Consider the following 26,077-nt stretch of genomic DNA (forward strand, 5'->3'; position numbering starts at 1 on the left):
TTGCGAAACCAAGCAGCCTAAGCTGCCGACCACAACAACCAAGCACCCACACTTATCGGTTGTTCAATTTTTTAAAGAACTGCTGCCACCCGGCAGCGAAGAAGCGAGATTATGCTCAACTTCACACAACCTGTCAAGCACTCACCGAAACTTTTTTAACCGCGTCGCCCGAATCATCGAACAACCCAAAGCCCCGGCGAACCGCCCGCCTCACCCCTCCAGCCCCGCCGCCGCTTCAGAAGAGACCGCGTCAGCGCTGAAAGAGGTGCGCATTATAGACACACAAACAACATCGTCAACATCAATTCACAACAAAGAAATCTATGCGCGCATACGCAAGTCAGAAGCCGGGCGCGGCGGCGTAATTCTCGAAGCGAGTGTTCTCGCCGATGAAGGTTAGACGAACGGTGCCGGTCGGACCATTACGATGCTTGCCGATGATCAGCTCCGCCGTCCCCTTGTCCGGAGAGTCGGGGTTATAGACCTCATCGCGATAGATGAACATGATGATGTCCGCGTCCTGCTCGATAGCGCCGGATTCGCGCAGATCGGACATGACCGGGCGCTTGTTGGGGCGCTGCTCGAGGCTTCGGTTGAGCTGCGACAGCGCAATGATCGGCACATGCAACTCCTTGGCGAGCGACTTCACCGAGCGCGAGATCTCCGACAGCTCGGATGCGCGGTTGTCGCCCTCGCGGGTACCGCTCATCAGTTGCAGGTAGTCGATGACAACCAGACCGAGGCGACCGCATTGGCGCGCGAGCCGACGAACCCGTGCACGCAGATCGATCGGATTGAGACCCGGCGTCTCGTCGATGTAGAGCGGGGCATCGTAGAGCTTGCCCATCGCCATCGTCAGCCGCTGCCAGTCGTCATCGGTGAGGCGGCCGCTACGGATCTTCTGCATGTCGATGCGCCCGACGGACGAAATGAAACGTGTCGCCAACTGGGTGCCAGGCATTTCCATGGAGAAGATGGCCACCGGCAGACGCTGTTCGATGGCGATGTGCTCGGCGAGATTGAGCGCGAAGGTCGTCTTGCCCATGGCGGGACGGCCGGCGACGATGATCATGTCCGACGGCTGGAGACCCGAGGTCTTGTCGTCGAGATCGACGAGGCCGGTCGGCACCCCGGTGACCTCGGACGGATTGTCGCGGTCGTAGAGTTCCTGGACCCGGTCGACGACCTGCTTGAGAATCGGCTGAATGGAGACGAAACCACTGGCGTGACGCGCACCCGCCTCCGCGATCTCGAACACCTTGGCCTCGGCTTCGTCGAGCAGGGCCTTGGCATCCTTGCCGGATGGACTCAGCGCGCTCGCCGCAATCTCATCCCCCACGGCGACCAGTTTGCGCAAGATTGCCCGCTCACGAACGATTTCGGCGTAACGCCGGATGTTCGCCGCTGACGGGGTGTTGTTGGCAATCTCGGCGATGTAGGCCAGGCCCCCCGCCTGCTCCGCCTCGCCATTTTTTTCCAGCGACTCGAATACGGTCACGACGTCTGCCGGCCGCCCCTGATCGATGAGCTTGGTGATGTGGCGGTAGATCCGGCGGTGATCGTCCCGATAGAAATCCGCCTCGTTGGCAAGGTCGGCAACCCGCTCCCAAGCCTGGTTGTCGAGCAGGATGCCGCCAATCAGGGACTGCTCGGCTTCAAGTGAATGAGGCGGAAGCTTGATCTGCGCGACCTGGGGATCGGACGCGTAGTCGGAAAAACGGGAAGACGAAGAACTCATCACGAACACCCTTTGAAACCGATGCATCGCATTCTAGCGACGCACGTCATGCCCGAACGTGCGGCAATACGTAACGGAAAATCCGCAGCCCGAGCGCGCCGACAGGAAGCAAAAAGGGCTGCACCAGGCAGCCCTTTTCATCAGCGCCCAGAAAGCGTGCGGAATTACTGCTCGCCGACCACCGAGACGGTGATGGTGGCGACCACGTCGGCGTGCAGACCAATCTCCAGCTGCACTTCGCCAACCTGCTTCAGCGGGCCTTCCGGCATGCGGATGGCAGCACGATCGATGGTGAAGCCCTGCGCGGCCAGCGCTTCGGAGATATCGGCATTGCCGACCGAGCCGAACAGGCGGCCATCCATGCCAGCCTTGCGGGAAACCTGAACGGTCACGCCTTCCAGCTTGGCGGCAGCTTCCTGCGCAGCAGCCAGCTTTTCGGCCTGGACGCGCTCGAGTTCGGCGCGACGGGCTTCGAACTCAGCCAGGTTGGCTTGCGTGGCACGCTTGGCCTTGCCTTGCGGAATCAGGAAGTTGCGGGCGTAGCCGTCCTTGACCTTGACCACGTCACCGAGGCCACCGAGGTTCACGACCTTTTCGAGAAGAATGATTTGCATGAGTTCTATCCCCTCTTACAGGTGCAGGTCGGTGTAGGGCATCAGAGCCAGGAAGCGGGCGCGCTTGACGGCGACCGACAGCTGGCGCTGGTAACCGGCCTTGGTGCCGGTGATGCGCGCCGGCATGATCTTGGCGTTCTCGGTGATGAAGTCCTTCAGGATCTCGACATCCTTGTAGTCGACTTCTTCGATCTTCTCGGCCGTGAAGCGGCAGAACTTGCGACGCTTGAACAGACCACGACCACCGCGATCATCTTTCTTCTTGAACTTGGACTTGGGCTTGAAAGCCATTTCAGTTTCCTTCGAGAAATTCGATTGTATTCAGGTGCAGCACCGGACTCCGACTCCGCAGGCTTCTTGCCGCGAGGAATCCGCTGAGCCGCACCGCCGCCCCGGGCTTCGCTGCTGCCAGCACGCTGGCGAGATCGCCAACGGCCACCGCCTGCACTTCCACCGAAACGTCGCGGGTCAGCCCCGCTTCGACCTGTTTCGATTCGTGTGCCAGCACGCAGCTTGCGATCGGCACTCCGGCAGGCGTTCGACGCAGCGGCAGCAACTCGGCCACGCGCGCATCGAGGCGCAGTTCATTCAATCCCGGGTCAGGCAACTCAGGCGGCAGCCGCTTCGCTGTCGGCCGGCTTCGCTTCGTCGGACGCCGTGCTCAGCGAGCGCGACTTCTCTTCCTTCATCATCGGCGAAGGCGTGGTGACCGCCTTCTTCATCTTGATGGTGAGGTGGCGCAGCACTGCATCGTTGAACTTGAAGGCGTGCTCGAGTTCGTTCAGCGTCTCGCCGTCGCACTCGATGTTCATCAGCACGTAGTGAGCCTTGTGCACCTTCTGGATCGGGTAGGCCATCTGGCGGCGGCCCCAGTCTTCCAGGCGGTGGATCTGCCCGTTGCGGCCGGTCACGAGCGTCTTGTAGCGCTCGACCATCGCCGGCACCTGTTCCGATTGGTCAGGGTGGACGATGAAGACGATTTCATAATGTCGCATGCAAACTCCTTGCGGTTGGTTGTTGCAGCCCCCCGGCATGCGGTCCGGTGGAGCAAGGGAAGCCCGGCAGTCTATCAAGAACTTCTGAAGAATCAAAGCCCGGCGCATTGTTACCGCCTTGTCTCGGCTGCGTTACAAAAGCCTGCTTACACTCTGCCGCAGCGCGCAGATGACCGCCTCGCCTAGTATCCAGTGCATCGGGGCCCTGCCCTGCAAGGACAACACGAACGAGGCAGACCATGAATACCACCCTAACCCGCAGGCTCGCCGCCACCCTCCTCTGCGGCGGCATCCTTTCGGCTTTCGCGCCGGCCGCACTGGCTGACCGCGATGATCGCGGCCCGTACTGGGGCCACCAGAAGCACGCCCACAAGCACAAGCACCACCACCGCCACCACTGGGACGAACGCACCGTCTATCGCGAGAAGGTCATCATCCGCGAGCGTCCGCGCTATTACCGCGAACCGATCGTCCATCACCACTACTACGAGCCGGCCTACCGCTCGTACAGCCACAGCCGCGCGCCGGCAGTGGTGATCGGCGTGGACATCCCGCCGCTGGTGATCCCGCTGCGCTGACGGCCAGCACCGGGACCGCCTCCACGCGTCAACGCGGGCGGCTGTCCCAGATCTTCTGCAGGCGCTTTACCGACACGGGCATCGGCGTCCTGAGTTCCTGTGCGTAGAGGCCGACGCGCAGCTCCTCCAGCAACCAGCGGAACTCCTCCAGCGCGGGGTCCTCGACGCCGGCCCGACGGCGGGCGAGGCGCTCGCGCTCCCAAACCTGTGCGAGCTGCTTCCATTCGGCCATCGCCTGTGCGTCGCGCGCCGGATTGTTGCGAAGTTTGTCCAGCCGCACCGCGTCGCCCTTGAGGTAGCGCGGGAAGTGCGCCAGCCTTTCCCACGCGAAGGCGACGAGAAAATCCTTGGGCAACAGCGCGGCAAGTTGCGCCTGGATGTCGGCGACAAGCTCGGGGAAGGTCTTCAGCCCGGCCAGGCGCTTCTGCAGCCCTGCATGCTCGGCAAGGAGCTGCCCGGTGAGACGCATGAATTCCTGCGCAACCAGACTCACCCGCGTCTTGGCCTCGGCGCAACGCTTCGCGAACGCATCCGCATTGGCAGGCAGCGGCTCGAGCAGGCAGCAGCGATTCAACGTCGCCTCGACCAGCCTCGCCTTCAGCTCGGCCTCGGTGCCGAAGCTCATGTACTGCAGCGCGAGTTCGCGCAGGCCGGGCAAGCGCTCGACCGCGCGCACCTGATCTCTCAGGTTGAGCGCGAACAAGCGGGCGAGGCCGCGCCGATGCACGCTCGCCGCCTCTTCCGGCGTGTCGTAAGGTCGCAGGGAAACGCTGTCGCCGTCGTCGTGCAGGGCAGGAAACCCGATCACCTCGCGGCCCGCGACGCGGACTTCGAGCAGTTCGGGCAGTTCGCCGAACGTCCATGCGGTGAAACCGGACAGCGCTGGCGCAGCCGTGGCCGGCGACACCGGTGCATTGCCCCCTCGCCCCGCTGGCGCGCCCTGGACGGCACGACGCTCGGCGTCGGCGCGCCCGCGCATCGAAGCGTCGCCGGACGCCCGCGCAGCCTGGCCTGCATCATCGCCGGCCGCTGCCGCCGCCCCGACGCCCGCGGCCGACAGCGCGCCCGCAAGCGCACCGCCGATCTTCGCCGCAGAGAAACGCGCCGCCACCTGCTCACGGAAGCGTGCGCGCAACTCCATCAGGTTGCGCGACTGGCCCATCACCCGGCCGTGCTCGTCGATCACGCGGAAGTTTATGAAGCAGTGCGGCTTGAGGTTCTCCGGGCGGAAGCTCTCGAGCGGCAGCTTCAGCTGCACACGCTCCTCGACGAAGCGCTGCAGCATCTTCAACAGCGGCTCGTCGGTGTCGAACTCGCCAGCCTCGAAGGCAAGCATGAACGCCGCCGCGCTCTCGGCCACCGGCTGAAGGCGGTGGCGGTGTTTCTGCGGCACGGTCTTCATCAGCGCCGCGACCTTCTCTTCCAGCAGGCCCGGCACCAGCCACTCGCAGCGGTTGGCGGGAATCTGGTTGAGCATGGCGAGCGGCACGGCGAGCGTCACGCCGTCGTCGGCTTCGCCGGGCTGGTGCAGGTAGGTGAGCTTCAACTTCTGCCCGAGCACCTCCAGCGTCGGCGGGAAGCGGTCGGTGGTGACCCCTTCCGCCTCGTGGCGCATCAGCTGCTCACGCGACAGGTGCAGCAGCTTCGGCTCGGCCTTCTCGGCCTGCCTGCGCCAGGCCTCCAGGCCGGCGACGTCGCAGACCTCCGCCGGGAGCTTGCTGTCGTAGAAGGCCTCGATCAGCGTCTCGTCCACCAGCACGTCGGGGCGACGCGACTTGTGCTCGAGGCGTTCGATCTCCGCCACCAGACGCTGGTTGTGGGCGAGGAAGGCCATCGCGCGCGCCGGCCCCTCGGCGATTTCGCCCTGCACCAGGCCCTCGCGGATGAAGAGCTCGCGGCACAACGCGGGGTCGATGTCGCGGTAGGCCACGCCGCGACGCGGGTAGATCACCAGGCCGTACAGCGTTCCGCGCTCCCAGGCGCGCACCGCACCGGAGGACTTGGACCAGTGCGGCTCGAAGACCTGGCGCTTGATCAGGTGACTGCCGACCTCCTCCACCCACTCCGGCTCGATGCGCGCGATGCAGCGGCCGAAGAGGCGCGAGGTCTCGACCTGCTCGGCGGCCACGATCCACTTGCCCGCCTTCTTCGCCAGCGACGAACCGGGATGCGGCCAGAACCTGATGCCGCGCGCGCCCAGATACGAACCCGCCTGCGGCCCCTTGGTTGCGTACTCTCCGTCGTCCACCTTGCAGCCGACGTTGCCGAGCAGGCCGGCGAGCAGCGCCTTGTGGATCGCCTCGTAGTTGGCCGGTTGCGTGTTCTCCTTCCAGCCGTGCTCGGCGCACAGCGAATGCAGCTGGGTGAACACGTCGCGCCACTCGCGCATGCGCATGTAGTTCAGGAAGTGCTTCTTGCACCAGGCCTTCTGCTTGCTGGACGATTCATGGCGCTGCACCTCGTCCCAGGCCTTCCACAGGTGCCAGTACCACAGGAACTCGGACTTCTGGTCCTGTTCCCCGCCGCGGAACTTCGCATGCGCCTGGTCGGCGCCGCCGGGGCTGTCCTGCGGGCGCTCGCGCGGGTCCTGCACCGACAGCGCGGCGGCGATCACCAGCAGCTCGGCGAGCGCGCCACGGTCCCGCGCAGCGAGGATCATGCGGCCGATGCGCGGATCGAGGGGGAGCTTGGCGAGTTCGTGCCCGATCGGCGTCAGCGCGCGGGCATCGTCGTCGGTGACGGCGCCGAGCTCGGCGAGCAACGCATAGCCGTCACCGATCAGGCGCGACCCGGGCGCGTCGATGAAGGGGAAGTCTTCCACTGCGCCCAGCTTCAGGGCCTTCATGCGCAGGATCACGCCCGCGAGCGAGGAGCGCAGGATCTCCGGATCGGTGTGCGCCGGACGACGATTGAAGTCGTCCTCGTCGTAGAGGCGGAAGCAGATGCCGTCCATGACCCGGCCGCAGCGGCCGGCGCGCTGCTGGGCCGCCGATTGGGCGATCTTCTCGACCTGCAGCTGCTCGACCTTGTTGCGCGGCGAGTAGCGCTTGATGCGCGCCAGCCCGGTATCGACCACGTAGCGGATGCCGGGCACGGTCAGCGAGGTCTCGGCGACGTTGGTCGACAGCACCACCCGGCGGCCATTGGAGGCCGAGAACACACGCGCCTGCTCCTGCGCCGACTGGCGCGCGAACAGCGGCAGGATCTCGGTGCCGGGCAGGTGATGGGCCTTCCGCAGTGCCTCGGCGGCCTCGCGGATCTCGCGCTCGCCGGGCAGGAAGACCAGCACGTCGCCCGGGCCGCAGCGCTGTGCCTCATCGACCGCGTCGACCAGCGCGTCCAGCAGGTCACGGCTCTTGTCCTTCGACTTGTCGCCTTTCGCCGCCGCCGTGCGTGCTGCGGCAGCGGGGTCGAACTCTTCACTTTCCACCGGCCGGTAGCGCATCTCGATCGGATACAGCCGGCCGGAGACCTCGATCACCGGCGCCGGCTTGCCTGCGGCGTCGGCGAAGTGATTGGCGAAACGCTCCGCGTCCAGCGTCGCCGAGGTCACGATCACCTTCAGGTCCGGCCGGCGCGGCAGCAGCGTCCGGAGGTAGCCGAGCAGGAAGTCGATGTTGAGGCTGCGCTCGTGGGCCTCGTCGATGATCAGGGTGTCGTAGGCGGCCAGCAGCGGGTCGGTCTGGGTCTCGGCGAGCAGGATGCCGTCGGTCATCAGCTTGATGTGGCTGCGCTCGCCGGTCTTGTCGGTGAAGCGGATCTTGTAGCCGACCACCTCGCCAAGCGGACTCTTGAGCTCCTGCGCGATGCGGGTCGCGGTGGCGCGCGCGGCCAGCCGGCGCGGCTGAGTGTGGCCGATGAGGCCGGCGACGCCGCGCCCGAGCGTCATCGCGATCTTGGGCAGCTGGGTGGTCTTGCCCGAGCCGGTCTCGCCGCACACGATGATGACCTGATGGGCCGCCAGGGCCGCCGCGATCTCGTCGCGGCGCGCCGACACCGGCAGCTCGGGCGGAAAATCCGGCGCCGGCAACGCAGCGCGGCGGGCAAGGAGTGCCGCGCGCGAACGCGCGCACACGGCGTCGAAGTCGGCCTGCAGCCGCGTGCGCTGCGCCGCAGCGCGCTCGTCGCCCTTCGCCGGGCGTGCGAGGTCCCGCGCCATGCGGCGCAGTCGCGGGCGATCGGCGCTCAGGCAGTCGTCGAAGTTCGGCAGGTCGGACGGGCGCCGTGCGCCCCGATGGTCAGCCCTCATGGATCCGTTTCAGCTTCGTCAGGGCGCGCATTATCCTCCGCATCGTCGCCTTGTTGGCGCCGCGGTGCGACAATGACGACTGTCCAAGCACGACCCGCCAGCCAAGACCGACCATGCCCGCCCACGCCATCGCCGCCGTCGTCTACACGCCCGCCGACAATATCGAGGCCCTGCTCGCGCAGGCAGCGCGCGAACTGGCCGCACGCGGCGTGAAGCTGGGCGGCGTGCTGCAGCACGACATCGCCGGCGTCATCGACGACCCCTGCGCGATGGAGCTGGAAAACCTCGAGACCGGCGAGAGCATTCCGCTGTCGCAGGAACTCGGCCGCGGCTCGGTGGCCTGCCGCGTCGATCCGGATGCGCTGGCACGCGGTTCGGTGGCGGTGCGCGGCGCGATCGCGCGCGGCGTCGGTCTGGTCATCATCAACAAGTTCGGCGCGCAGGAGGTTTCGGGCGCCGGCCTGCGCGACGAGATGGCCGAGACGGTGCTGGCTGGCGTACCGCTGCTGACGGCGGTGGGCGAGCGCTTCCTCGACGAATGGGGGGCCTTCACCGGTGGCGACAGCGTCCTGCTGCCCCCCACGCTCGAAGCCATCCTGCAATGGTGGTCGGCGTTGCAGTCGCAGGCCTGAACGATGGACTGCCGCCCCGGTTGCGCCGCCTGCTGCATCGCGCCCTCCATTTCCTCGCCGATTCCCGGCATGGAAGGCGGCAAGCCCGCCGGCACGCGCTGCATTCAGCTCGATGAGCGCGATCGCTGTCGCCTGTTCGGCGATCCGCGGCGCCCCGCCGTGTGCGGCAGCCTGGCGCCGTCGGTCGAGATGTGCGGCGCCGACCGGGCGCACGCCCTGCACTTCCTGACACGTCTGGAGATCATGACGGCGGCCTGAAACGCACACGTCGCGCGCCGCGGCGCAACATCCGGGCGGCTATAATCCTGCGCTTCCCCGCTCCGGACTCCCACAGCCGCATGGACTTCTCCCTCCTCCTCGTCGCCCTCGTCCTCGGCATCGTCGAAGGCCTCACCGAATTCCTGCCGGTGTCCTCCACCGGCCACCTCATCATCGTCGGCGATCTGCTCGGCTACAACGACGACACCAGCAAGGTGTTCAAGATCGTCATCCAGCTCGCCGCCATCCTCGCGGTGTGCTGGGACTACCGCGAACGCCTGATCAAGGTCGCCGTGGGCCTGCCCACGCAGCCGAGCGCACAGCGCTTCGTGTGGATGCTGTTCATCGGCTTCCTGCCTGCGGCCGTCCTCGGGCTGATGTTCCATTCCACGATCAAGGGCCTGCTGTTCAACCCGATCACGGTGGCGACCGCGCTGGTGGTGGGTGGCCTGATCATCCTCTACGTGGAAAAGCGCGCCTACCATCCGCGCATCAACGACGTCGACGACATGCGCTGGACCGACGCGCTCAAGGTCGGCTTCGCCCAGGCGCTGGCGATGATCCCGGGCACCTCGCGCTCGGGCGCGACCATCATGGGCGGGCTGATCTTCGGCCTGTCGCGCAAGACTGCGGCGGAGTTCTCCTTCTTCCTGGCGATCCCGACGATGTTCGCCGCCACCGCCTACGACCTGTACAAGAACTGGGCGCTGCTGCGCCTCGAGGACCTGCCGGTGTTCGCGGTCGGCTTCGTCGCCTCCTTCGTCGCCGCGATGTGGGCGGTGAAGAGCTTCATCAAGTTCATCTCCAACCACACCTTCGTCGTCTTCGCCTGGTACCGCATCGCCTTCGGCCTCTTCGTGCTGGCGACCTGGTATTTCGGCTGGGTGGAATGGTCGGAACCCTGATGGAGGCACGACGATGATCGTCTATCTGCATGGTTTCCGCTCCGCCCCGGCCTCGATCAAGGCCCGGGCGCTCGGGGCGCGCATGGCCGAACGCGGCCTCTCCGACCGCTTCTGGTGCGAGCAGCTGCCGGTGTCACCGCGCGCCGCGATCGCGCTGGCCGAGGCCGAGATCGCACGGGCCCACGCCGCGGGTCTCACGCCCTCCGTGGTCGGCAGCTCGCTGGGCGGCTATTACGCCACCTGGCTCGCCGAGCGCCACGGTCTGCGCGCGGTGCTGGTCAACCCGGCGGTCGTCGCGCCCCTGTCGCTCGGAGCCTACGTCGGCACGCAGACCAACCTCTACACCGGCGAGTCCTTCGACTTCACCCGCGAGCACATCGACGAGTTGCGCGCACTCGAAGTCCCGGCGATCACACGGCCCGAGCGCTACTGGCTGCTCGCCGAAACCGGCGACGAGGTCCTGGATTACCGCCACGCCGTGCAGAAGTACGCCGGTGCGCGCCAGACCGTGCTGGAAGGCGGCGACCACGGCTTCTCGCGCTGGAACGACTACCTCGATGCCGTCATCGCCTTCGCCGGACTGGACACGGGAGTCACGCGATGAGCACGCCCGGTTCCGCAGCAAGCGCGTCCGCCCCCGACTTCGATGCCCGCCGCTTCAAGGCGATGGAGCGCGCCGGCTTCAACCGCATCGCCGCGCGCTACGCCGAAGGCGCCCACCTGCGCGCCGATCTCGCCGCGGCCCTGCTTGACGCTGCAGCGCTCGAACCCGGCCAGCGTGTGCTCGACCTTGCCAGCGGCCCCGGCCTGCTGGCGCGCGAGGCGGCGCTACGCGTCGTCCCCGGCGGAAGCGTGCTCGCCACCGACATCGCCGAAGGCATGCTGGCCGAGGGCGCACGCCGCTGCGGCAACCAGGCCGACGCACCCTGCTTCGCGGCCGCCGACGCCGAACGGCTGTGCATCGCCGACGCGCGCATGGACCGCGTGCTGGCCGGACTCGCGCTCTTCATCTTTCCGCACCCGGAGCAGGCGCTGGCCGAGATGCATCGCGTGCTGGCGCCCGGAGGACGGGTCGTGCTGTCAGTGTGGGGGCCGCGCGAGACGGTACCGCTGATCCATCGTGCGCAGGACTGCATCGCCCGGCTGCTGCCACCGCCCAAGGTGGCCCGCCCCTCGGTGTTCCGCTACGGCGAACCCGCTACGCTGCACGCGACGCTGGCGGCCGCGGGCTTCGACGACATCGACATCCGGCCCTGCGCGTTCAGCTGCCACTTTGCCGACGCCGATGCCTACTGGCAGGCCTTTCTCGATCTCGCCGGCGGTGCGGCCGAAGCGCTGGGCCGTCTGCCGGAGGCAACGCAGCGCGCGCTGCAGGCGGCAGTCGTGGACGATCTCGCTGCGCATTGCTGCGACGACGGCAGGGGGGGCTACCTGCTGCCGGCGCGCACCCTGATCGCCAGCGCCCGCCGTCCGGGCAACTGAGGCCCGCACCGGGCAACGCTCCAACGGCCTCGTGCCCGCCCCCCCAAACACGCTCACCGCATCCCCTACGTGTCCGCTCCTTCCTCCGTGCCACTCTCCGCCACCGATGTCCAACAGGCGCGCCATGGCATGCTCGCCGCATTGGCCGCGTTCTGCATCTGGGGCCTTGCACCGCTGTACTTCCGCGCCATCGGCAGCGTGCCGCCGTTCGAGATCGTCGCCCACCGCGTGCTGTGGTCGGCGCTGTTCCTCGCCGTGCTGATCGCGCTGCTGCCCTTCGCCGGCGGCTTCGGCCGCGTGCGCAGCGTGCTCGTGCAGCCGAAACTGCTCGGCCTGCTCACCATCACCGCCCTGCTCACCAGCAGCAACTGGCTGGTGTTCATCTGGGCCGTCGACGCCGAACGGCTGCTCGAGGCAAGCCTGGGCTACTTCATCAACCCGCTCGTCAGCGTGGCGCTCGGGGCGATCTTCCTCGGCGAACGCCTGCGACCGCTGCAGGCCGCCGCGGTGGCGATCGCCTTCGCCGGCGTGGGCTGGCGCGTATGGCAACTCGGCACCCTGCCCTGGATCGCACTCTTCCTCGCCGGCACCTTCGGGCTGTACGGCCTGCTGCGCAAGCGCGCCCCGATCGAGGCCGCAAGCGGGCTCTTCATCGAGACCCTGCTCGTCGCACCGCTGGCGCTGGGCTGGCTGGCATGGCTCGCCTACCGCGGCGACTTCAGCTTCGGCAGCGGCGCCCACACCGACTGGCTGCTTCCGCTGTCGGGCATCATCACCGCCGTACCGCTGATGCTGTTCGCCATCGGCGCACGCCGGCTGCCGCTGGCCACCGTGGGCTTTCTGCAGTACCTCGCTCCCAGCATCAACTTCGTCATCGCGGTCTGGCTCTTCCGCGAGCCCTTCGATGCCGCGCAATTCATCGGCTTCCTGCTGATCTGGACGGCACTGGCGATCTACTCTGCCGACATGCTGCACGCCGCACGCGGTCGCCATGCGGCCGAGGCCGGGCGGGCGTCCGCTGAAACCTCGGCTCGCTCCGACAGTCGATAGCGTTTTAGGGCAAGTCGTCCGAATCCAGTAAACTACGCGACTTGCTTTCTCCAGGCGGATGCCGATGTTCGTGCTGTATGAAGAGGACGGGGCCTTCAAGGCCGGCACGGTCCTCACCGATAACGAAGCCACGCTGCAGGTCGAGAACACCCACGGCAAGCGGGTGAAGCTCAAGCGCGCCAACGTGCTGCTGGAGTTCCGCGAACCCGGCCCCGCCGACCTGCTGAGCCGTGCCGAGGCCGCCGCGGAGGAACTGGACACCGAGTTCCTGTGGGACGTCTGCGGCGATGGCGAATTCGGCTTTGTCGACTTCGCTGCCGAATACCAGGGCCGCACGCCCAGCGCAGTGGAATCGGCGGCGATCCTGCTGCGCCTGCACTCCGCCCCGATCTGGTTCCACCGCAAGGGCAAGGGTCGCTTCCGCAAGGCGCCGGCCGACATCCTGCAGGCCGCGCTGGCCGGCCTGGAGAAGAAGCGCCAGCAGGCCGCCGCCATCGAGCACATGCGCGGCGAACTGGTCGAAGGCCGGCTGCCGCCCGAACTCGCCGCCCTGCTGCCGCAGGCGCTGTATCGCCCGGACCGCAACCGCCTCGAGATCAAGGCGCTGGAAGCGGCGTGCGTCGACACCGGCCTGTCGGCCGCACGGCTGCTGCTCAAGTGCGGTGCGCTCGGCTCGAGCTACGATTTCCACTACAACCGCTTCCTGTTCGAGCATTTCCCCGAAGGCGCGAGCTTTCCGGCGTTTGCACCGGCCACGCTGCCGGCCGAATTGCCGCGCGCGCAGGTTGCGGCCTTCTCGATCGACGATGCGTCGACCACCGAGATCGACGACGCCTTCTCGGTCACGCCGCGCGCCGAAGGCGGCTGGCGCATCGGCATCCACATCGCCGCGCCGGCGCTGGGCTTTGGCCGCGGCACCGCGCTCGACGCCATCGCGCGCCGCCGGCTGTCCACCGTCTACATGCCCGGCGGCAAGATCACGATGCTGCCCGACGACGTGGTGCAGACCTTCACCCTGGCTGAAGGCCGCGACTGCCCGGCGGTGTCGCTGTACCTGGACCTCACACCCGGGCTGGCCATCGTCGGCGAGGAAAGCCGGGTCGAAATGGTGCCCATCGTCGCCAACCTGCGCCATCACGACATCGAGCCGGTTTTCAACGACGACACCGTGCATGGCGAGGGCCCCGACTTCGCCTGGAAGCGCGAGCTGACGCTGCTGTGGGATCTCGCCACGGTGCTCGAAGCCGGGCGCGGCAAGGCCGGAGGCAACGAGGATCGCATCGACTTCGGCTTCAGCGTCGACTGGACGCAGGAGACCGCCGACGGTCCGGGCCACGTCAGCATCAGCCGACGCCTGCGCGGCTCGCCCATGGACAAGCTCGTGGCCGAACTGATGATCCATGCCAACGTCACCTGGGGCCGCCTGCTCGACGAAGCCGGCGTTCCCGGCCTGTACCGCGCCCAGGGCGGCGGCAAGGTGCGCATGACGACCGTCGCCGCACCGCACGAGGGCCTGGGCGTGGAATGCTACGCCTGGTCGAGTTCGCCGCTGCGCCGCTATGTCGACCTGATCAACCAGTGGCAGATCGTGTCGGTGCTCAAGGGCGAGGCCCCCGCTTTCGCCCCCCGTTCGGCCGACCTGATGGCGGCACTGCGCGACTTCGAGCTCACCTACGCCGAGTACGCCGAATTCCAGCGCGGCATGGAGCGCTACTGGTGCCTGCGCTGGCTGCGACAGCATGGGCGCGGCGAGGTTGATGCGGTGGTGCTGCGCGAGAACGTCGTGCGCCTGACGGAGATCCCGCTCGTGTTCAAGGTGCCGTCGATGCCGCTGCAGTTGCCGGGCAGCGAAGTACGCCTGTTCGTCGAGCACACCGACCTGCTCGATGTGGAGATCGAGGCCCGCTTCGTGCGCACTCTGTCCGAGCCGGACCCGGCCGGTTCGACGCCCCATCCCTTCGACCCGCTCTGACACGGCGCGATGAAAGCACGCCCGCCCAATCCCGACCTCAAGACCCCGACGCCCGCCACGCGGCGTATCGGCTTGCGGCGGTTCGGCGGCCCCGTGCTGGCGACGGCCTTCGTGATCTCGCTGGGCGTGCATGCCGCGCTGCTGAGCCTGCAGTTCCGCATGCCCGAAGCCAAGCCGACCCGGGACAAGGGGCTCGAGGTCGTGCTCGTCAACGCCCGCCATGCCAAGGCGCCGGCGCAGGCCGACGTGCTGGCGCAAGCCAACGTCGACGGAGGCGGCACCTCGGAGCAGCAGGCGCGCCCCAAGTCGCCGCTGCCGCCCCAGCCCGCCCGGCGTGAAGGCGACGCGCTGGTCGAAGCCAAGCGCCGCACGCAGGAGCCCGTGCGCGAGCAGAAACAGGTGCTCACGCGCGACAAGGCGCCCGCCAAGGTGGCCGCAGCGCCGAAGCAGGTCGAGCAGCCGACGCCGGCGCCGCAGGTGAGCGGGCTGGACCTGCTCGACAGCGCCGCGGCCGTCGCGCGCCTCGAGGCCGAGATCGACCGCAAGCTGGATGAACTGGCCAAGCGTCCGCGCAAGCAGTTCATCGGCGCCAAGGCCAAGGAGTACCGCTTTGCCCAGTACGTCGAGGACTGGCGCCTCAAGGTAGAGCGTGTCGGCACCCTGAACTACCCCGACGCCGCGCGCGGCCGCCTCTACGGCAGCCTGCTGCTGTCGGTCACGATCCGCGCCGACGGCAACGTCGACAAGGTCGAGGTGCATCGCAGCTCCGGCCACAAGGTGCTGGACGAGGCCGCGATGCGCATCGTCCAGCTTGCCGCACCCTACGCCCCCTTCCCGCCCGACATCCGGCGCGACACCGACATCATCGAGATCACCCGCACCTGGTCCTTCACCAATACCGACCAGGTTCGCGCCAACTGAGACCCACCATGGACCGCTACGCCGTCATCGGGCATCCGATCGCCCACAGCAAGTCCCCGCAGATCCACGCCGCCTTCGCCCGCCAGACGGCGCAGGATCTCGGCTACGAGGCGATCCTCGCACCGCTCGACGGCTTTGTCGCCACGGTGCAGGCCTTCCGCGCAGCAGGCGGCCGCGGCATGAACGTGACCGTGCCGTTCAAGCTCGAAGCCTTCGCGCTCGCCGACCGCCACACACCGCGTGCGCGGGCCGCCGGTGCGGTCAACACCCTGGCGTTCGACGCTGACGGCATCCTCGGCGACAACACCGACGGCGCGGGCCTGGTGCGCGACCTCACGGTCAACCTCAACTGCCCCCTGCAGGGCCGCCGCGTGCTGCTGCTCGGCGCCGGCGGCGCGGCGCGCGGTGCCATCCTGCCCATCCTCGATGAACGCCCGACCGCCCTGGTGATGGCCAACCGGACCGTCGCCAGGGCCGAGGAACTCGCCCGGGTTTTCGCCGCCGAAGCCGGCGACACGCAACTGAGCGCCAGCAGCTTCGCCGCGCTGGCCGACCAGTCGTTCGACGTCGTCATCAACGCCACCGCCGCCAGCCTCGACGATGACGTGCCGCCGCTGCCGCCAGGCCTGTATGCATCCGGCGCACTCGCTTACGACATGATGTACGGCCGGGGCGACACGCCGTTCATGACGGCGGCCCGCGCCGATGGCGCGGCCCGCGTGGCAGACGGCCTCGGCATGCTGGTCGAGCAGGCCGCCGAAAGCTTCACCCTGTGGCGCGGCGTCCGGCCCGACAGCCGAGCGGTGCTGGCCGAGCTGCGGCGCCAGATCGACGCCGGCTGAGACCGGATGCGGCCGCCACGCACCTGGCTGGGCTGGCTCGGACGCGCGCTGCTGGCGGCCCTGCTGCTGTTGCTGTTCTGGCAGGCCATCCTGTTCACGCAGGTCATCTGGTGGAGCCGCTTCGACCCCGGCAGCACCAGTTTCATGCGCATGCGGCTGGCCGAGCTGCGGCAGACCGACCCCAAGGCCACGCTGCGCCACCAGTGGGTGCCCTACGAGCGCATTTCCGTGCATCTCAAGCGTGCGGTGGTCGCCGCCGAGGACGATCGCTTCCTCGACCACGAGGGCTTCGACTGGGAAGGCATCCAGCGCGCACTGGAAAAGAACGAACGCAAGGGGCGGCTCGCCGCCGGCGGCTCGACGATCTCGCAACAGCTGGCGAAGAATCTCTTCCTGTCGCCATCCCGGAGCTGGCTGCGCAAGGCGCAGGAAGCGGTGATCACGGTGATGATCGAACGCACCTGGGACAAGCGCCGCATCCTCGAGGTCTATCTGAACGTGGTCGAATGGGGCAACGGCCTGTTTGGCGCCGAGGCTGCCGCGCGTCGCTACTACGGCGTCCCGGCCTCGCAGCTCGGCCCCGGACAGGCTGCGCGACTCGCGGTGATGCTGCCCAACCCGCGCCGCTACGAGCACAACTACGGCCCGCGCCTCGCCGCCCACGCCGACCGCATCCAGCGCCGCATGGCAGCCTCGCAGGTGCCCTGACGCCCGACCGCGAGGCACTCGCGGTGCACTGCAGCAAATCCTGCCGTCGATCAAGCGCAACTGCGGCCACAAGACGCTCGCGAAGGGTCGCGTGCGGCGCACCAAGCCCGTAGAATTCGGGTTCAAACCGCAACCGGCCGCGCCCATGACGCAGGAAGAGGAACTCCACCCCGACGACGTTCAACAGCACCTGCGTGAAGTGCAGGAGCTGCTCGCACGCCAGAAGGTCGTCGAGGACCTCGTCCATCGCCAGGACATGCCGCGCCACGAGTTGGTCGAGAACCTCGTGCACAAGCAGCATGAGGCCAGCCTGCGCGCCAAGCTCGACGAACTCCACCCGGCGGACATCGCCTACATCCTCGAGGCGCTGCCGCTCGAGGAGCGTCTGTACGTCTGGGACCTGGTCAAGGCCGAGCGCGACGGCGAGATCCTGCTCGAAGTCTCGGATGCGGTGCGCGAATCGCTGATCGAGACGATGGCGCCGGAAGAGCTGAAGGCCGCCGCCGAGTCGCTCGACGCCGACGAACTCGCCGACCTCGCGCCCGACCTGCCGCCTGAGGTCATCCAGGACGTCTTCCAGTCGCTCGACACTGAAGGGCGCGAGCAGTTGCGCACCGCGATGTCCTACCCGGAGGACTCGGTCGGCGCGTTGATGGATTTCGACATGGTGACGGTGCGTGAGGACGTCACGCTCGAAGTGGTGCTGCGCTACCTGCGCCGCTTCGACGAACTGCCCGACCACACCGACAAGCTCTTCGTCGTGGACCGCGAGGACCACCTGAAGGGCATCCTGACGCTGGAAAGCCTGCTGATCAGCGACCCCGAGCTGGAGGTCGCCGAGGTCATGCGCTCGGAGACGGTGATCAGCTTCACCCCCGAGGACGAGGCGGACGAGGCCGCCCAGGCCTTCGAGCGCTATGACCTGATCTCCGCCCCGGTCGTCGACAGCGAGAAGCGCGTGATCGGACGCCTGACGGTGGCCGACGTGGTCGACTTCATCCGCGAGGAGTCCGAGGCCGAGATCCTGAGCAAGGCCGGCCTGCGCGAGGAGGAGGACATCTTCGCGTCGGTGTGGGACTCGGTGAAGAACCGCTGGGCGTGGCTGGCGATCAACCTGGTGACGGCCTTCGTGGCCTCGCGGGTGATCGGCCTGTTCGAGGATTCGATCGAGAAGCTGGTGGCGCTGGCTGCGCTGATGCCGATCGTGGCCGGCATCGGCGGCAACTCGGGCAACCAGACGACGACGATGATCGTGCGCGCGATCGCGATGGGTCAGGTGGAGCAGTCGGCCATGCAGCGCCTGCTGAAGAAGGAGCTGGGGGTAGCGCTGTTCAACGGCCTGGTCTGGGGGGGGCTACTGGGCGTGCTGGCATGGTGGCTGTACGGCAGCGCGTCGCTGGGCGCGGTGATGACCAGCGCGATGACGCTGAACCTGCTGCTGGCCGCGAGCGCCGGGGTGATGATCCCGATGCTGCGCCAGCGCCTTGGCGCGGACCCGGCGATCGGCGGCTCGGTGATGATCACCGCGCTCACGGATTCGGGGGGATTCTTCATCTTCCTGGGGCTGGCGACGCTGTTCCTGATGTAAGCAGAGCGTGCCGCCGGTGAGATGCGGCCGCGTTACCGGACGCTCGCAGGCGTCTCCGCTCGATCGCGCGCGGCGGGGACGCGCGCGGGGTGCTCAACGCAAAGCACTCAGCGGGTCATATCTCCCGGCAGTGCTCGAAGCGACGGGACCCACTGTCGACATGCGCATGTCTTTCAGCCTCCGAGCGACGACCACGGTAGCCGGGGAGGCGCGGGGTATGCGTGAAGAGGCGAGGACTGTCTGAGCCCGAAGGGCGAGTTCCGCAGCCTCGGAAGGCATGCCCCGCGCCTCCCCGGCGGATCGCAAACGCCCTTAGCCCAGCTGCGCAAACACCTCACGCGCCGCCGCCACCGTCGCGTCGATCTCCGCAGCGCCATGCGCCGCCGATACGAAGCCGGCCTCGAAGGCCGAGGGTGCGAAGTAGTGGCCGGCCTCCAGCATGGCGTGGAAGAAGCGGTTGAAGCGCTCCTTGTCGGAGGCCATCACATCGGCGAACGAAGCCGGCACCTTGTCGGCGAAATAGACGCCGAACATGCCGCCCACCGAATCCGCACTGAAGGTGATGCCAGCGTCCTTGGCCGCAGCGGCAAGCCCGCTGACGAGGCGCTGGGTGCTGGCGGCCAGGGCTTCGTAGAAACCGGGTTCGCGCGTCAGCTTCAGCGACACCATGCCCGCGGCCACCGCCACCGGGCTGCCCGACAGCGTGCCGGCCTGGTAAACGCTGCCGAGCGGCGCGATCTTCTGCATGATGTCGCGGCGACCGCCGAAGGCGCCCACCGGCATGCCACCGCCGATGACCTTGCCCAGCGTCGTCAGGTCGGGCGTGATGCCCGTCAGCCCGGCCACGCCCTGCGGACCGACGCGGAAGCCGGTCATGACCTCGTCGAAGATCAGCACCGCACCGTATTCGGTGCAGAGGCGGCGCAGGCCCTCGAGGAAGCCCGGCTGCGGCTTGATCAGATTCATGTTGCCGGCCACCGGCTCGACGATGATGGCGGCGATCTCGTCGCCGCGCGCCTTGAACGCGTCCTCGACCTGCTGCAAGTCGTTGAAGTCGAGCACGATGGTGTGCTTGGCGAAGTCGGCCGGCACGCCGCCCGAGGACGGGTTGCCGAAGGTCAGCAGGCCGGAACCGGCCTTCACCAGCAGGCTGTCGGCGTGGCCGTGATAGCAGCCCTCGAACTTGATGATCGCGTCGCGACCGGTGAAACCGCGCGCCAGGCGGATCGCGCTCATCGTCGCTTCGGTGCCGGAACTGACGAGGCGCACCATCTCGACGGAGGGCAGCAACGCGCAGATCAGCTCGGCCATCTCGACTTCGCTCTCGGTCGGCGCGCCGAAGGACAGGCCCTTCAGCGCCGCCTCGCGCACTGCCTCGACGATGGCCGGGTGGGCGTGGCCGGCAATCGCCGGTCCCCACGAGCCGACATAGTCGATGTAGGCCTTGCCGTCGGCGTCCCACACGCGCGCACCCTCGGCGCGCTCGAGGAAGCGCGGCGTGCCGCCGACCGAACGGAAGGCACGGACGGGCGAATTGACGCCCCCGGGGATCGTCTGCTGGGCGCGGTGGAAGAGGGTTTCGTTGCGACTGGTCATGGTGCTTTGGTCCTGGACTGCATTCGAAAGACGGCATTGTCGCGCCCCGGGCCGGGTCGGTCCACCACACGGATCAAGAACGCGGCGGGACGCAGGCCGCCCCGCGTCAGAAAAGCGCGCGATAGGCGGCGGCGCGCGCCGTCGGGTCCGCCTCGCCGAACACGTCGCTCACCACGGCGATCAGATCGGCCCCGGCCGCAATCACCTGCGGCGCGTTCTCCAGCGAGATGCCGCCGATCGCCGCCACCGGCAGGCCGAGTTCGTCGCGCGCACGCGTTACAAGCGCGAGTGCGGAAGGCGGAGCGTGAGGCTTGGTGGGCGAGGGGAACATCGCACCAAAGGCAAGGTAATTGACCCCCGCTGCAGCGCCCGCCTCCGCGCGCCCCCAGTCGGCGTAGCAGGTCACGCCGAGGATGCGGCCTTCGCCCAGCGCGCGACGCGCCACCGCCGGATCGCCGTCGTCGCGCCCCAGATGGACACCGTCTGCGCCGATCTCGAGCGCCAGCGACAGGTCGTCGTTGATGATCAGGGGCACCCCGGCCGCGCGGCACAACGCCAGCAGCGCCTCCGCCTGTTCGCGCCGTTCGGCGCCGGCAACACGCTTGTTCCGGTACTGCAACAAGGCCGGCCGACCGGCGAGCACGCGGCAGGTCAGTTCGACCAAGCGCGCGCCATCGGTCTCGTCGGGGGTGATGGCGTACAAACCGCGCAAGGGCCCGGATGCCCGGACCTGCGACGAAGGCATCCGCTCACTCATCTTCCGCGCCCTTGCCACGTGCCCAGAAGAAGCGGTCCGGCAGTGCAAGGCCCATGCCCGGCCGATAGGCATGGCGCAGCGCCTGCTGGGTGAACTCCTGCGCCTCGCGTACCGCCTCGGCAACCGCCATGCCGTGCGCCAGCGCGGCGGCCACCGCAGCGGCCAGCGTCGTCCCTGCGCCCAGATAGCGCTCGGCCAGCCGCGGCCAGGCATCGGTGCGCAGCACGCCGTCGTGTGCGACCAGGGTGTTGACGACCTGTGGCCCGTGCGCAGCCCCGTCGGTCAGCAGGATGAACTCCGTGCCGCAGGCCAGCACCCGCTCGAGCGCGTCATCGACGCCGGGCTCTTCGCCCTCCTCGCCCTCGTCCTCGGCGAACTCCCCCGTCATGCCGGCGAGCCGGCACAGCTCATGGCGCCCCACCACCAGCAGCGTGGTCTGGGGCAGGATCAGGTCCGCCAGCGCAGACGCCATCTCCTCGCCGCGTTCGGTCGTGTCGTTGGCTGAATACAGCGCGGGCTCCACCACGAGGGGCAACTCGGGATAGTCGGACAGGATCTCGGCGATGGCCGCGATGTTCTCCACGCTGCCCGCGAACCCGAGCTTGAACCCCGCGACCGGGATGTCCTCCAGCACGGCCCTCGCCTGCGCCACGACCACCTCGGGCGCCTGCGTCCACGCCTCCTCGACCGCCCGCGTGTCACGCGCGATCGCCGCCGTCTGCACGGCCAGCGGATGGCAGCCCATGCTCGACAAAGTCAGCACATCGGCGACGATTCCGCCGCCGGCGGTCGTATCACCCGCCCCTAGACAGAGCACTGCTGGAGGCACTTCCGGAATCTCGATTGGCATGAGCGAGAAGTCCGCCACAGGAGGTGGCAGGAACTATGCGTTAATATTGCACCCAATTTTACTCCTGCCTCCGGAATGAGTCGAAAGATGGCCGATACGCCTTACAAGACCTACATGTGCCTGATCTGCGGTTTCATCTACGACGAAGCCGCCGGCCTGCCCGAAGAGGGCATTCCGCCCGGAACGCGCTGGGAAGACGTCCCGCCGAACTGGACCTGCCCTGAATGCCAGGCGCGTAAGGAAGATTTCGAACTCGTCGAGATCTGAGCGCCGCGCCACTCCCCGACGCCCGACGCCGGATCGAGATCCCGACGGGCGCGCACCACGTACAACCCGAGGACAGCTTGCATGGACCTTGCCGGACTGAAGGTGATGGTCATCGATGACAGCAACACGATTCGCCGCAGCGCAGAGATCTTTCTCGGCCAGTCCGGCTGTCAGGTGCTGCTCGCCGAGGATGGCTTCGACGCCCTGGCGAAGATCGCCGACCACAACCCCGACGTGATCTTCGTCGACATCATGATGCCGCGGCTGGACGGCTACCAGACCTGCGCCCTGATCAAGAAAAACCCGCGGCTGGCCTCGACCCCCGTGATCATGCTGTCATCGCGCGACGGGCTGTTCGATCGCGCGCGCGGCCGCATGGTGGGTTCGGACGAATACCTCACCAAGCCTTTCACCAAGGACAGCCTGCTGAAGGCCGTTGCCCAGCACTCCGGTCGCAGCAGCACCACCTGAATCAACCCTCCTCAGGACTTCACACGATGTCGATCCGCAAAATCCTCGTGGTGGACGATTCGCCCACCGAACGTCTCGCACTCCAGGAAGTACTTGCCCGCAACGGCTACGAGATCATCACCGCCGAAAGCGGCGAAGAAGCGATCCAGCGCAGCAAGGCCGACAAGCCCGACCTGATCCTGATGGACGTGGTCATGCCCGGCATGAACGGTTACCAGGCCACGCGCACGATCTCGCGCGACGACGCGACCCGCAACATCCCGATCATCATGTGCACCACCAAGGGTGAAGAGACCGACAAGATCTGGGGCATGCGCCAGGGCGCCTACGCCTACCTGGTGAAACCGCTCGATCACAACGACCTGCTCGCCCGCATCCGGGCCATCGGCTGAGGCGATCATGGCCCGACGCAGCAGCCTGCGCGAATTCCAGGAAGGTCTCGCCCGCCGGCTGGCGGAGGCCCGCAGCACAGACCGGCGCGGCCTGCTCGGTTTCCAGGCCGGTAGCGAGAACTGGCTGATCGACCTGCCCGAGGCGGGCGAAATCCTGCCGCCACCGCCGCTGTCGTCGGTGCCGCTGACCCGCCCGTGGTATCGCGGGCTTGCAAACGTGCGCGGCACGCTTTTCGGCGTGGTGGACCTCTCGCAGTTCCATGGCCACGCCCCGGTCATCGCCGCGGGTCGCGCCCGTCTGCTGCTCGTCGGCGCCAAGCAGGGCGTCAATTGCGCGCTGCTGGTCAGCAGCTCGCTGGGCTTGCGCAGCCAGGACGACTTCGAGCCCGACACCGAGGTCGACGCGCGGCCATGGGTCAAGAACCGGCTGCGCGACGCCCAGAACAACCTCTGGCTGCAACTCGACGCCGGGAAGCTCCTGACCAGCTCCGACTTCCTGGATGCCGGCCTGGCCTGACACCGCACCCATTTCCGATCCCGCACATTCCTCCAACAAGGCGGAGCACGCATCATGGCATTCAAGCTCTTCGGCAACAAAGCGTCGGCCCTCGAAGCACGGGGCAGCGACACCTCGACAATCATCGATACAGGCGCCGCCATGGCCGCCGCCAAGGCGAGGCCCCAGCCGAAGGCTAACAGCTCGGCGCCCAAGCCCCGGACGATTGCCGAGCGCATGCGCAACCTGGGCCTGCTGTTCGGCGCGCTGGCGGTCACCACCGTGGGTCTGGCCCTCTATCAGGGACAGCAGACGGCGAACGGCACACTGCACGTCACCGCGTCGAGCGAACTGCAGATGCTGTCGCAGCAGATCGCGAAATCCGCCCAGCTTGCGGTCCGCGGCAACGCCAGCGCCTTCAACGAACTCGATGGCAGCCGCACCCGCTTCGTCGAACTGCTGCAGGCACTGAACCAGGGGGGCGCAGTCGGCGACACGATGGCGCCGCCGGCGCCGGCAACGGTGAGGTCGCAGCTCGATGCGCTGGGCCGCACCTGGCAGGACACCGAACGCAATGCCGCGCAACTGCTGAAGGAGCGCAAGAACCTCATCGCGCTGTACTCGGTGGTGTCCGCACTGAACAATTCGAACGCCGAACTGCTCGACCTCAACGAGCGCGTCGTGCAACTCGCCGAGCAGGGGGGCGCCCCCCTGGCCGGACAGAGCGCGGCCCACCGTAGCATGATGCTGACGCAGCGCCTGGCAAAGAACGCCAACGCCCTGCTCGCTGCCGACGTCATCGACCCCGAAGTCGCCTTCCTGCTGAACCGTGACGCCGAGGCACTGCGTGCCCAGCTCGAGACGCTGTCGCGCACCGCCAGCGACAGCGAGCTGCGCCGCCAGGTGGAAGCGCTGACCGCCGCCGCCAAGCCGACTTTCGACGCCGCCGACGAGATCCTCGCCAACATCCAGAACGCCGTGCTGGCGAAACAGGCCGGCAGCCGCATCTTCAGCGATTCGGTGCCCCTGCTCGCCCGTGCCGGCGAGCTCACCGATGAACTGAGCCGCAGCTACCGCGGTTTCACCCTCATCCATCTGCTGATCGCCGCCGGCGCCCTGCTGAGCGTGCTCATCCTGGCAGCAATGGTGCGCGCTTACCGCACGGACGTGGCCGAACGTAGCGCCGAACTGGAATCCCAGCGCAGCAGTGCGGAAAGCGAACGCAACCTGACGCAGCAGGCCATTCTGCGGCTGATGAACGAAATGGGCGACCTTGCCGACGGCGACCTGACCGTGCGTGCGACCGTGACCGAGGACATTACCGGCGCCATTGCCGACTCGGTCAACTACACGGTCGAGGAGCTCTCGGTGCTGGTGCGCCGCATCAACGACGCCGCAAGCCGCGTGACCAACGCCACCGAGTCCGCCCAGCGCACCTCCAAGGAGCTGCTCGAGGCCACCGAGCGCCAGTCGCGCGAGATCGAGGAAGCCGGCGCCACGGTCCAGCGCATGGCGCAGTCGATGACGGACTCGTCCGAGCTCGCCAGCCAGTCTGCACTGGTTGCACGCCGCTCGCTGGATGCGGCACGCAAGGGCGCGGAAGCCGTGGAGAACACCATCCGCGGCATGAACGACATCCGCAGCCAGATCCAGGAAACCTCCAAGCGGATCAAGCGCCTGGGCGAGTCCTCGCAGGAGATCGGCGAAATCGTGGAACTGATTTCGGACATTACCGAGCAGACCAACGTGCTGGCGCTCAACGCCGCCATCCAGGCCGCGTCGGCCGGCGAAGCGGGCCGCGGCTTCACCGTGGTTGCGGAAGAAGTGCAGCGCCTGGCCGAGCGCTCGGGCGAGGCAACGAAGCAGATCGCGGCGATCGTGAAGACGATTCAGACCGACACCCAGGACGCCGTGGGCGCCATGGAGAACGCCACGCGCGATGTGGTCGAGGGCGCCCAGCTGTCCGACGCCGCAGGCCAGGCCCTGTCCGAGATCGACAAGGTTTCGCTCGAGGCCGCACGCCTGATCGAACAGATCTCGACCGACACCCAGCAGCAGGCGGCCACCGCCGACCGCGTTGCCGCAACGATGAAGGACATTCTGACCATCACCGAACAGACCACGCTCGGCACACAGCAGACTGCGGTGTCGATCGGCCAGCTGGCTGACCTTGCCGTCGAACTGAAGGGCTCGGTTTCGGGCTTCAAGGTCTGAACGCGATCATCGTCGGGAATCAAGTCATGACATTAGCCACCGAGACGGATCTGGGCCCGCTCACCTGGGTGAAGGGCGAGATCGATGCCGCCCTGCAGCGCACGGCGGACGCCCTCGACCGGGCACGGAGCGCGGAGGATGCCGCGAGTCAGGTGCAGTTTGCGCAGACGCATCTCCACCAGGTCCGTGGCGCGCTGTCGATCATCGGCCTCGATGGCCTGACCCAGTTCGCGGATGCAACCGAGCTCATGCTCGGCCTGATGGCGCGCGGCGACGTGCCGGTCGACGAGACGACGCTCGTGCTCGCCATCCGCGCAGTGCACAGCCTCGGCAACTACCTCGAGGAACTGGCCCACGGCGTGCCGGATCAGCCCATGCGGCTCGCCCCCCTGTACGAGGAAATCGCCGTCGCGCGCGGACTCCCGCTGCCCTGCGCCGCGGACCTCTTCTATCCCGACCTGTCGCGCCGCCCGCCGCGACGCGCCGCGGCGGCGCACGACCC

General features: G+C 67.7%; 28 protein-coding genes. 19 read left to right on the plus strand and 9 right to left on the minus strand.

The genetic code is table 11. The annotated features are described in order from the left end of the window. On the plus strand, positions 1-400 hold a 400-nt coding region (locus C664_RS21065), incomplete at its 5' end, for a hypothetical protein (protein ID WP_232435129.1). Here C664_RS21065 and dnaB read toward each other — a convergent pair. The 5 genes from dnaB to rpsF all read right to left on the minus strand — a co-directional run bounded on the left by dnaB (position 341) and on the right by rpsF (position 3,347). Beyond that, complete coding sequence (gene dnaB / locus C664_RS17875) at positions 341-1,738, minus strand: replicative DNA helicase (RefSeq protein WP_004291707.1); 1,398 nt, start codon at positions 1,736-1,738, stop codon at positions 341-343. The two genes, C664_RS21065 and dnaB, sit on opposite strands and share 60 nt — an antisense overlap. A 164-nt stretch (positions 1,739-1,902) precedes the next feature. Further along, a complete protein-coding gene (gene rplI / locus C664_RS17880) occupies positions 1,903-2,352 on the minus strand; it encodes a 50S ribosomal protein L9 (RefSeq protein ID WP_004291709.1) in 450 nt (149 codons plus the stop codon). Positions 2,353-2,367: 15 nt separating this feature from the next. Continuing rightward, positions 2,368-2,643, minus strand: a complete 276-nt coding sequence (gene rpsR, locus C664_RS17885) for a 30S ribosomal protein S18 (RefSeq protein WP_004291711.1) — start codon at positions 2,641-2,643, stop codon at positions 2,368-2,370. A 1-nt stretch (position 2,644) separates the two neighbouring features. Then, complete coding sequence (priB, locus tag C664_RS17890) at positions 2,645-2,959, minus strand: primosomal replication protein N (protein ID WP_038012337.1); 315 nt, start codon at positions 2,957-2,959, stop codon at positions 2,645-2,647. 1 nt (position 2,960) lies between these two features. Next, positions 2,961-3,347 carry a 30S ribosomal protein S6 gene (gene rpsF, locus C664_RS17895; protein ID WP_004291715.1) on the minus strand — a complete coding sequence of 129 codons (387 nt, stop codon included), beginning with the start codon at positions 3,345-3,347 and terminating at the stop codon, positions 2,961-2,963. A gap of 239 nt (positions 3,348-3,586) precedes the next feature. Here rpsF and C664_RS17900 point away from each other — a divergent pair, with 239 nt between their 5' ends. After that, complete coding sequence (locus tag C664_RS17900) at positions 3,587-3,925, plus strand: hypothetical protein (RefSeq protein ID WP_004291717.1); 339 nt, start codon at positions 3,587-3,589, stop codon at positions 3,923-3,925. A 28-nt stretch (positions 3,926-3,953) separates the two neighbouring features. Here the strand turns inward: C664_RS17900 and hrpA are convergent, their stop codons facing one another. Continuing rightward, positions 3,954-8,174, minus strand: a complete 4,221-nt coding sequence (hrpA, locus tag C664_RS17905) for an ATP-dependent RNA helicase HrpA (protein ID WP_004291719.1) — start codon at positions 8,172-8,174, stop codon at positions 3,954-3,956. A 113-nt stretch (positions 8,175-8,287) separates the two neighbouring features. Between hrpA and C664_RS17910 the strand changes: the two genes are divergently transcribed. The 11 genes from C664_RS17910 to mgtE all read left to right on the plus strand — a co-directional run bounded on the left by C664_RS17910 (position 8,288) and on the right by mgtE (position 18,532). After that, entirely contained in the window at positions 8,288-8,806 is a 519-nt protein-coding gene (locus C664_RS17910; RefSeq protein WP_004291721.1) for a DUF2478 domain-containing protein, read from the plus strand. A gap of 3 nt (positions 8,807-8,809) precedes the next feature. After that, positions 8,810-9,064: a zinc/iron-chelating domain-containing protein gene (locus C664_RS17915; protein WP_038012339.1), complete on the plus strand. Its 255-nt coding sequence runs from the start codon at positions 8,810-8,812 to the stop codon at positions 9,062-9,064. Positions 9,065-9,144: 80 nt separating this feature from the next. Further along, complete coding sequence (locus tag C664_RS17920) at positions 9,145-9,969, plus strand: undecaprenyl-diphosphate phosphatase (protein ID WP_004291725.1); 825 nt, start codon at positions 9,145-9,147, stop codon at positions 9,967-9,969. Positions 9,970-9,982: 13 nt separating this feature from the next. Next, on the plus strand, positions 9,983-10,573 hold the full coding sequence (locus C664_RS17925) for a YqiA/YcfP family alpha/beta fold hydrolase (RefSeq protein WP_004291727.1): 591 nt from the start codon (positions 9,983-9,985) through the stop codon (positions 10,571-10,573). Beyond that, positions 10,570-11,451, plus strand: a complete 882-nt coding sequence (locus C664_RS17930; protein WP_004291729.1) for a class I SAM-dependent methyltransferase — start codon at positions 10,570-10,572, stop codon at positions 11,449-11,451. The genes C664_RS17925 and C664_RS17930 overlap by 4 nt, the downstream gene beginning before the upstream one ends. Positions 11,452-11,580: 129 nt before the next feature. Beyond that, positions 11,581-12,501, plus strand: coding sequence for an EamA family transporter RarD (rarD, locus tag C664_RS17935; protein ID WP_004291731.1), 921 nt, complete (start codon positions 11,581-11,583; stop codon positions 12,499-12,501). A 64-nt stretch (positions 12,502-12,565) separates the two neighbouring features. Next, positions 12,566-14,473 (plus strand): ribonuclease catalytic domain-containing protein, encoded by a 1,908-nt coding sequence (locus tag C664_RS17940; RefSeq protein WP_004291733.1) that lies wholly within the window; start codon positions 12,566-12,568, stop codon positions 14,471-14,473. A 9-nt stretch (positions 14,474-14,482) separates the two neighbouring features. After that, positions 14,483-15,394: an energy transducer TonB gene (locus C664_RS17945; protein WP_004291735.1), complete on the plus strand. Its 912-nt coding sequence runs from the start codon at positions 14,483-14,485 to the stop codon at positions 15,392-15,394. 8 nt (positions 15,395-15,402) lie between these two features. After that, positions 15,403-16,236 carry a shikimate dehydrogenase gene (aroE, locus tag C664_RS17950; protein ID WP_004291736.1) on the plus strand — a complete coding sequence of 278 codons (834 nt, stop codon included), beginning with the start codon at positions 15,403-15,405 and terminating at the stop codon, positions 16,234-16,236. 6 nt (positions 16,237-16,242) lie between these two features. Then, positions 16,243-16,944 (plus strand): monofunctional biosynthetic peptidoglycan transglycosylase, encoded by a 702-nt coding sequence (gene mtgA / locus C664_RS17955; RefSeq protein ID WP_004291738.1) that lies wholly within the window; start codon positions 16,243-16,245, stop codon positions 16,942-16,944. 145 nt (positions 16,945-17,089) lie between these two features. Beyond that, a complete protein-coding gene (gene mgtE, locus C664_RS17960) occupies positions 17,090-18,532 on the plus strand; it encodes a magnesium transporter (RefSeq protein ID WP_004291740.1) in 1,443 nt (480 codons plus the stop codon). 312 nt (positions 18,533-18,844) lie between these two features. Here the strand turns inward: mgtE and hemL are convergent, their stop codons facing one another. From hemL to thiD, 3 genes are all read right to left on the minus strand, one after another. Further along, complete coding sequence (gene hemL, locus C664_RS17965) at positions 18,845-20,128, minus strand: glutamate-1-semialdehyde 2,1-aminomutase (RefSeq protein ID WP_004291741.1); 1,284 nt, start codon at positions 20,126-20,128, stop codon at positions 18,845-18,847. Positions 20,129-20,234: 106 nt separating this feature from the next. Further along, positions 20,235-20,873: a thiamine phosphate synthase gene (gene thiE, locus C664_RS17970; RefSeq protein WP_004291743.1), complete on the minus strand. Its 639-nt coding sequence runs from the start codon at positions 20,871-20,873 to the stop codon at positions 20,235-20,237. 4 nt (positions 20,874-20,877) lie between these two features. Further along, entirely contained in the window at positions 20,878-21,735 is an 858-nt protein-coding gene (thiD, locus tag C664_RS17975) for a bifunctional hydroxymethylpyrimidine kinase/phosphomethylpyrimidine kinase (RefSeq protein WP_048706596.1), read from the minus strand. A 114-nt stretch (positions 21,736-21,849) separates the two neighbouring features. Between thiD and C664_RS17980 the strand changes: the two genes are divergently transcribed. The 6 genes from C664_RS17980 to C664_RS18005 all read left to right on the plus strand — a co-directional run. Beyond that, the gene (locus C664_RS17980; RefSeq protein WP_004291746.1) at positions 21,850-22,002 is read left to right on the plus strand and encodes a rubredoxin; all 153 of its coding nucleotides are present in this window, start codon (positions 21,850-21,852) and stop codon (positions 22,000-22,002) included. 81 nt (positions 22,003-22,083) lie between these two features. Then, positions 22,084-22,473, plus strand: a complete 390-nt coding sequence (locus tag C664_RS17985; protein WP_004291748.1) for a response regulator — start codon at positions 22,084-22,086, stop codon at positions 22,471-22,473. A gap of 26 nt (positions 22,474-22,499) precedes the next feature. Continuing rightward, the gene (locus C664_RS17990; protein ID WP_004291750.1) at positions 22,500-22,865 is read left to right on the plus strand and encodes a response regulator; all 366 of its coding nucleotides are present in this window, start codon (positions 22,500-22,502) and stop codon (positions 22,863-22,865) included. A gap of 7 nt (positions 22,866-22,872) precedes the next feature. Next, positions 22,873-23,382 carry a chemotaxis protein CheW gene (locus tag C664_RS17995; protein WP_004291752.1) on the plus strand — a complete coding sequence of 170 codons (510 nt, stop codon included), beginning with the start codon at positions 22,873-22,875 and terminating at the stop codon, positions 23,380-23,382. Between the two features lie 54 nt (positions 23,383-23,436). After that, complete coding sequence (locus C664_RS18000; protein ID WP_004291754.1) at positions 23,437-25,575, plus strand: methyl-accepting chemotaxis protein; 2,139 nt, start codon at positions 23,437-23,439, stop codon at positions 25,573-25,575. A 26-nt stretch (positions 25,576-25,601) separates the two neighbouring features. Further along, positions 25,602-26,077 (plus strand): Hpt domain-containing protein (locus tag C664_RS18005; RefSeq protein WP_004291755.1); only part of this gene is annotated, 476 nt, incomplete at its 3' end.

The sequence above is a fragment of the Thauera sp. 63 genome, assembly GCF_000310165.2.
GTDB lineage: Bacteria > Pseudomonadota > Gammaproteobacteria > Burkholderiales > Rhodocyclaceae > Thauera > Thauera humireducens.

Coding starts and splice junctions, on each gene's coding strand:
- C664_RS17920 (WP_004291725.1), top strand. CDS start 9,145: ATGGACTTCTCCCTCCTCCTCGTCGCCCTCGTCCTCGGCATCGTCGAA.
- thiE (WP_004291743.1), bottom strand. CDS start 20,873: ATGCCTTCGTCGCAGGTCCGGGCATCCGGGCCCTTGCGCGGTTTGTAC.
- C664_RS17910 (WP_004291721.1), top strand. CDS start 8,288: ATGCCCGCCCACGCCATCGCCGCCGTCGTCTACACGCCCGCCGACAAT.
- rplI (WP_004291709.1), bottom strand. CDS start 2,352: ATGCAAATCATTCTTCTCGAAAAGGTCGTGAACCTCGGTGGCCTCGGT.
- C664_RS17945 (WP_004291735.1), top strand. CDS start 14,483: ATGAAAGCACGCCCGCCCAATCCCGACCTCAAGACCCCGACGCCCGCC.
- C664_RS17990 (WP_004291750.1), top strand. CDS start 22,500: ATGTCGATCCGCAAAATCCTCGTGGTGGACGATTCGCCCACCGAACGT.
- hrpA (WP_004291719.1), bottom strand. CDS start 8,174: ATGAGGGCTGACCATCGGGGCGCACGGCGCCCGTCCGACCTGCCGAAC.
- rpsF (WP_004291715.1), bottom strand. CDS start 3,347: ATGCGACATTATGAAATCGTCTTCATCGTCCACCCTGACCAATCGGAA.
- rarD (WP_004291731.1), top strand. CDS start 11,581: ATGCTCGCCGCATTGGCCGCGTTCTGCATCTGGGGCCTTGCACCGCTG.
- C664_RS17925 (WP_004291727.1), top strand. CDS start 9,983: ATGATCGTCTATCTGCATGGTTTCCGCTCCGCCCCGGCCTCGATCAAG.
- aroE (WP_004291736.1), top strand. CDS start 15,403: ATGGACCGCTACGCCGTCATCGGGCATCCGATCGCCCACAGCAAGTCC.
- C664_RS17985 (WP_004291748.1), top strand. CDS start 22,084: ATGGACCTTGCCGGACTGAAGGTGATGGTCATCGATGACAGCAACACG.
- C664_RS17900 (WP_004291717.1), top strand. CDS start 3,587: ATGAATACCACCCTAACCCGCAGGCTCGCCGCCACCCTCCTCTGCGGC.
- mtgA (WP_004291738.1), top strand. CDS start 16,243: ATGCGGCCGCCACGCACCTGGCTGGGCTGGCTCGGACGCGCGCTGCTG.
- rpsR (WP_004291711.1), bottom strand. CDS start 2,643: ATGGCTTTCAAGCCCAAGTCCAAGTTCAAGAAGAAAGATGATCGCGGT.
- C664_RS18000 (WP_004291754.1), top strand. CDS start 23,437: ATGGCATTCAAGCTCTTCGGCAACAAAGCGTCGGCCCTCGAAGCACGG.
- dnaB (WP_004291707.1), bottom strand. CDS start 1,738: ATGAGTTCTTCGTCTTCCCGTTTTTCCGACTACGCGTCCGATCCCCAG.
- C664_RS17915 (WP_038012339.1), top strand. CDS start 8,810: ATGGACTGCCGCCCCGGTTGCGCCGCCTGCTGCATCGCGCCCTCCATT.
- C664_RS17995 (WP_004291752.1), top strand. CDS start 22,873: ATGGCCCGACGCAGCAGCCTGCGCGAATTCCAGGAAGGTCTCGCCCGC.
- C664_RS17940 (WP_004291733.1), top strand. CDS start 12,566: ATGTTCGTGCTGTATGAAGAGGACGGGGCCTTCAAGGCCGGCACGGTC.
- C664_RS17980 (WP_004291746.1), top strand. CDS start 21,850: ATGTGCCTGATCTGCGGTTTCATCTACGACGAAGCCGCCGGCCTGCCC.
- hemL (WP_004291741.1), bottom strand. CDS start 20,128: ATGACCAGTCGCAACGAAACCCTCTTCCACCGCGCCCAGCAGACGATC.
- thiD (WP_048706596.1), bottom strand. CDS start 21,735: ATGCCAATCGAGATTCCGGAAGTGCCTCCAGCAGTGCTCTGTCTAGGG.
- mgtE (WP_004291740.1), top strand. CDS start 17,090: ATGACGCAGGAAGAGGAACTCCACCCCGACGACGTTCAACAGCACCTG.
- C664_RS17930 (WP_004291729.1), top strand. CDS start 10,570: ATGAGCACGCCCGGTTCCGCAGCAAGCGCGTCCGCCCCCGACTTCGAT.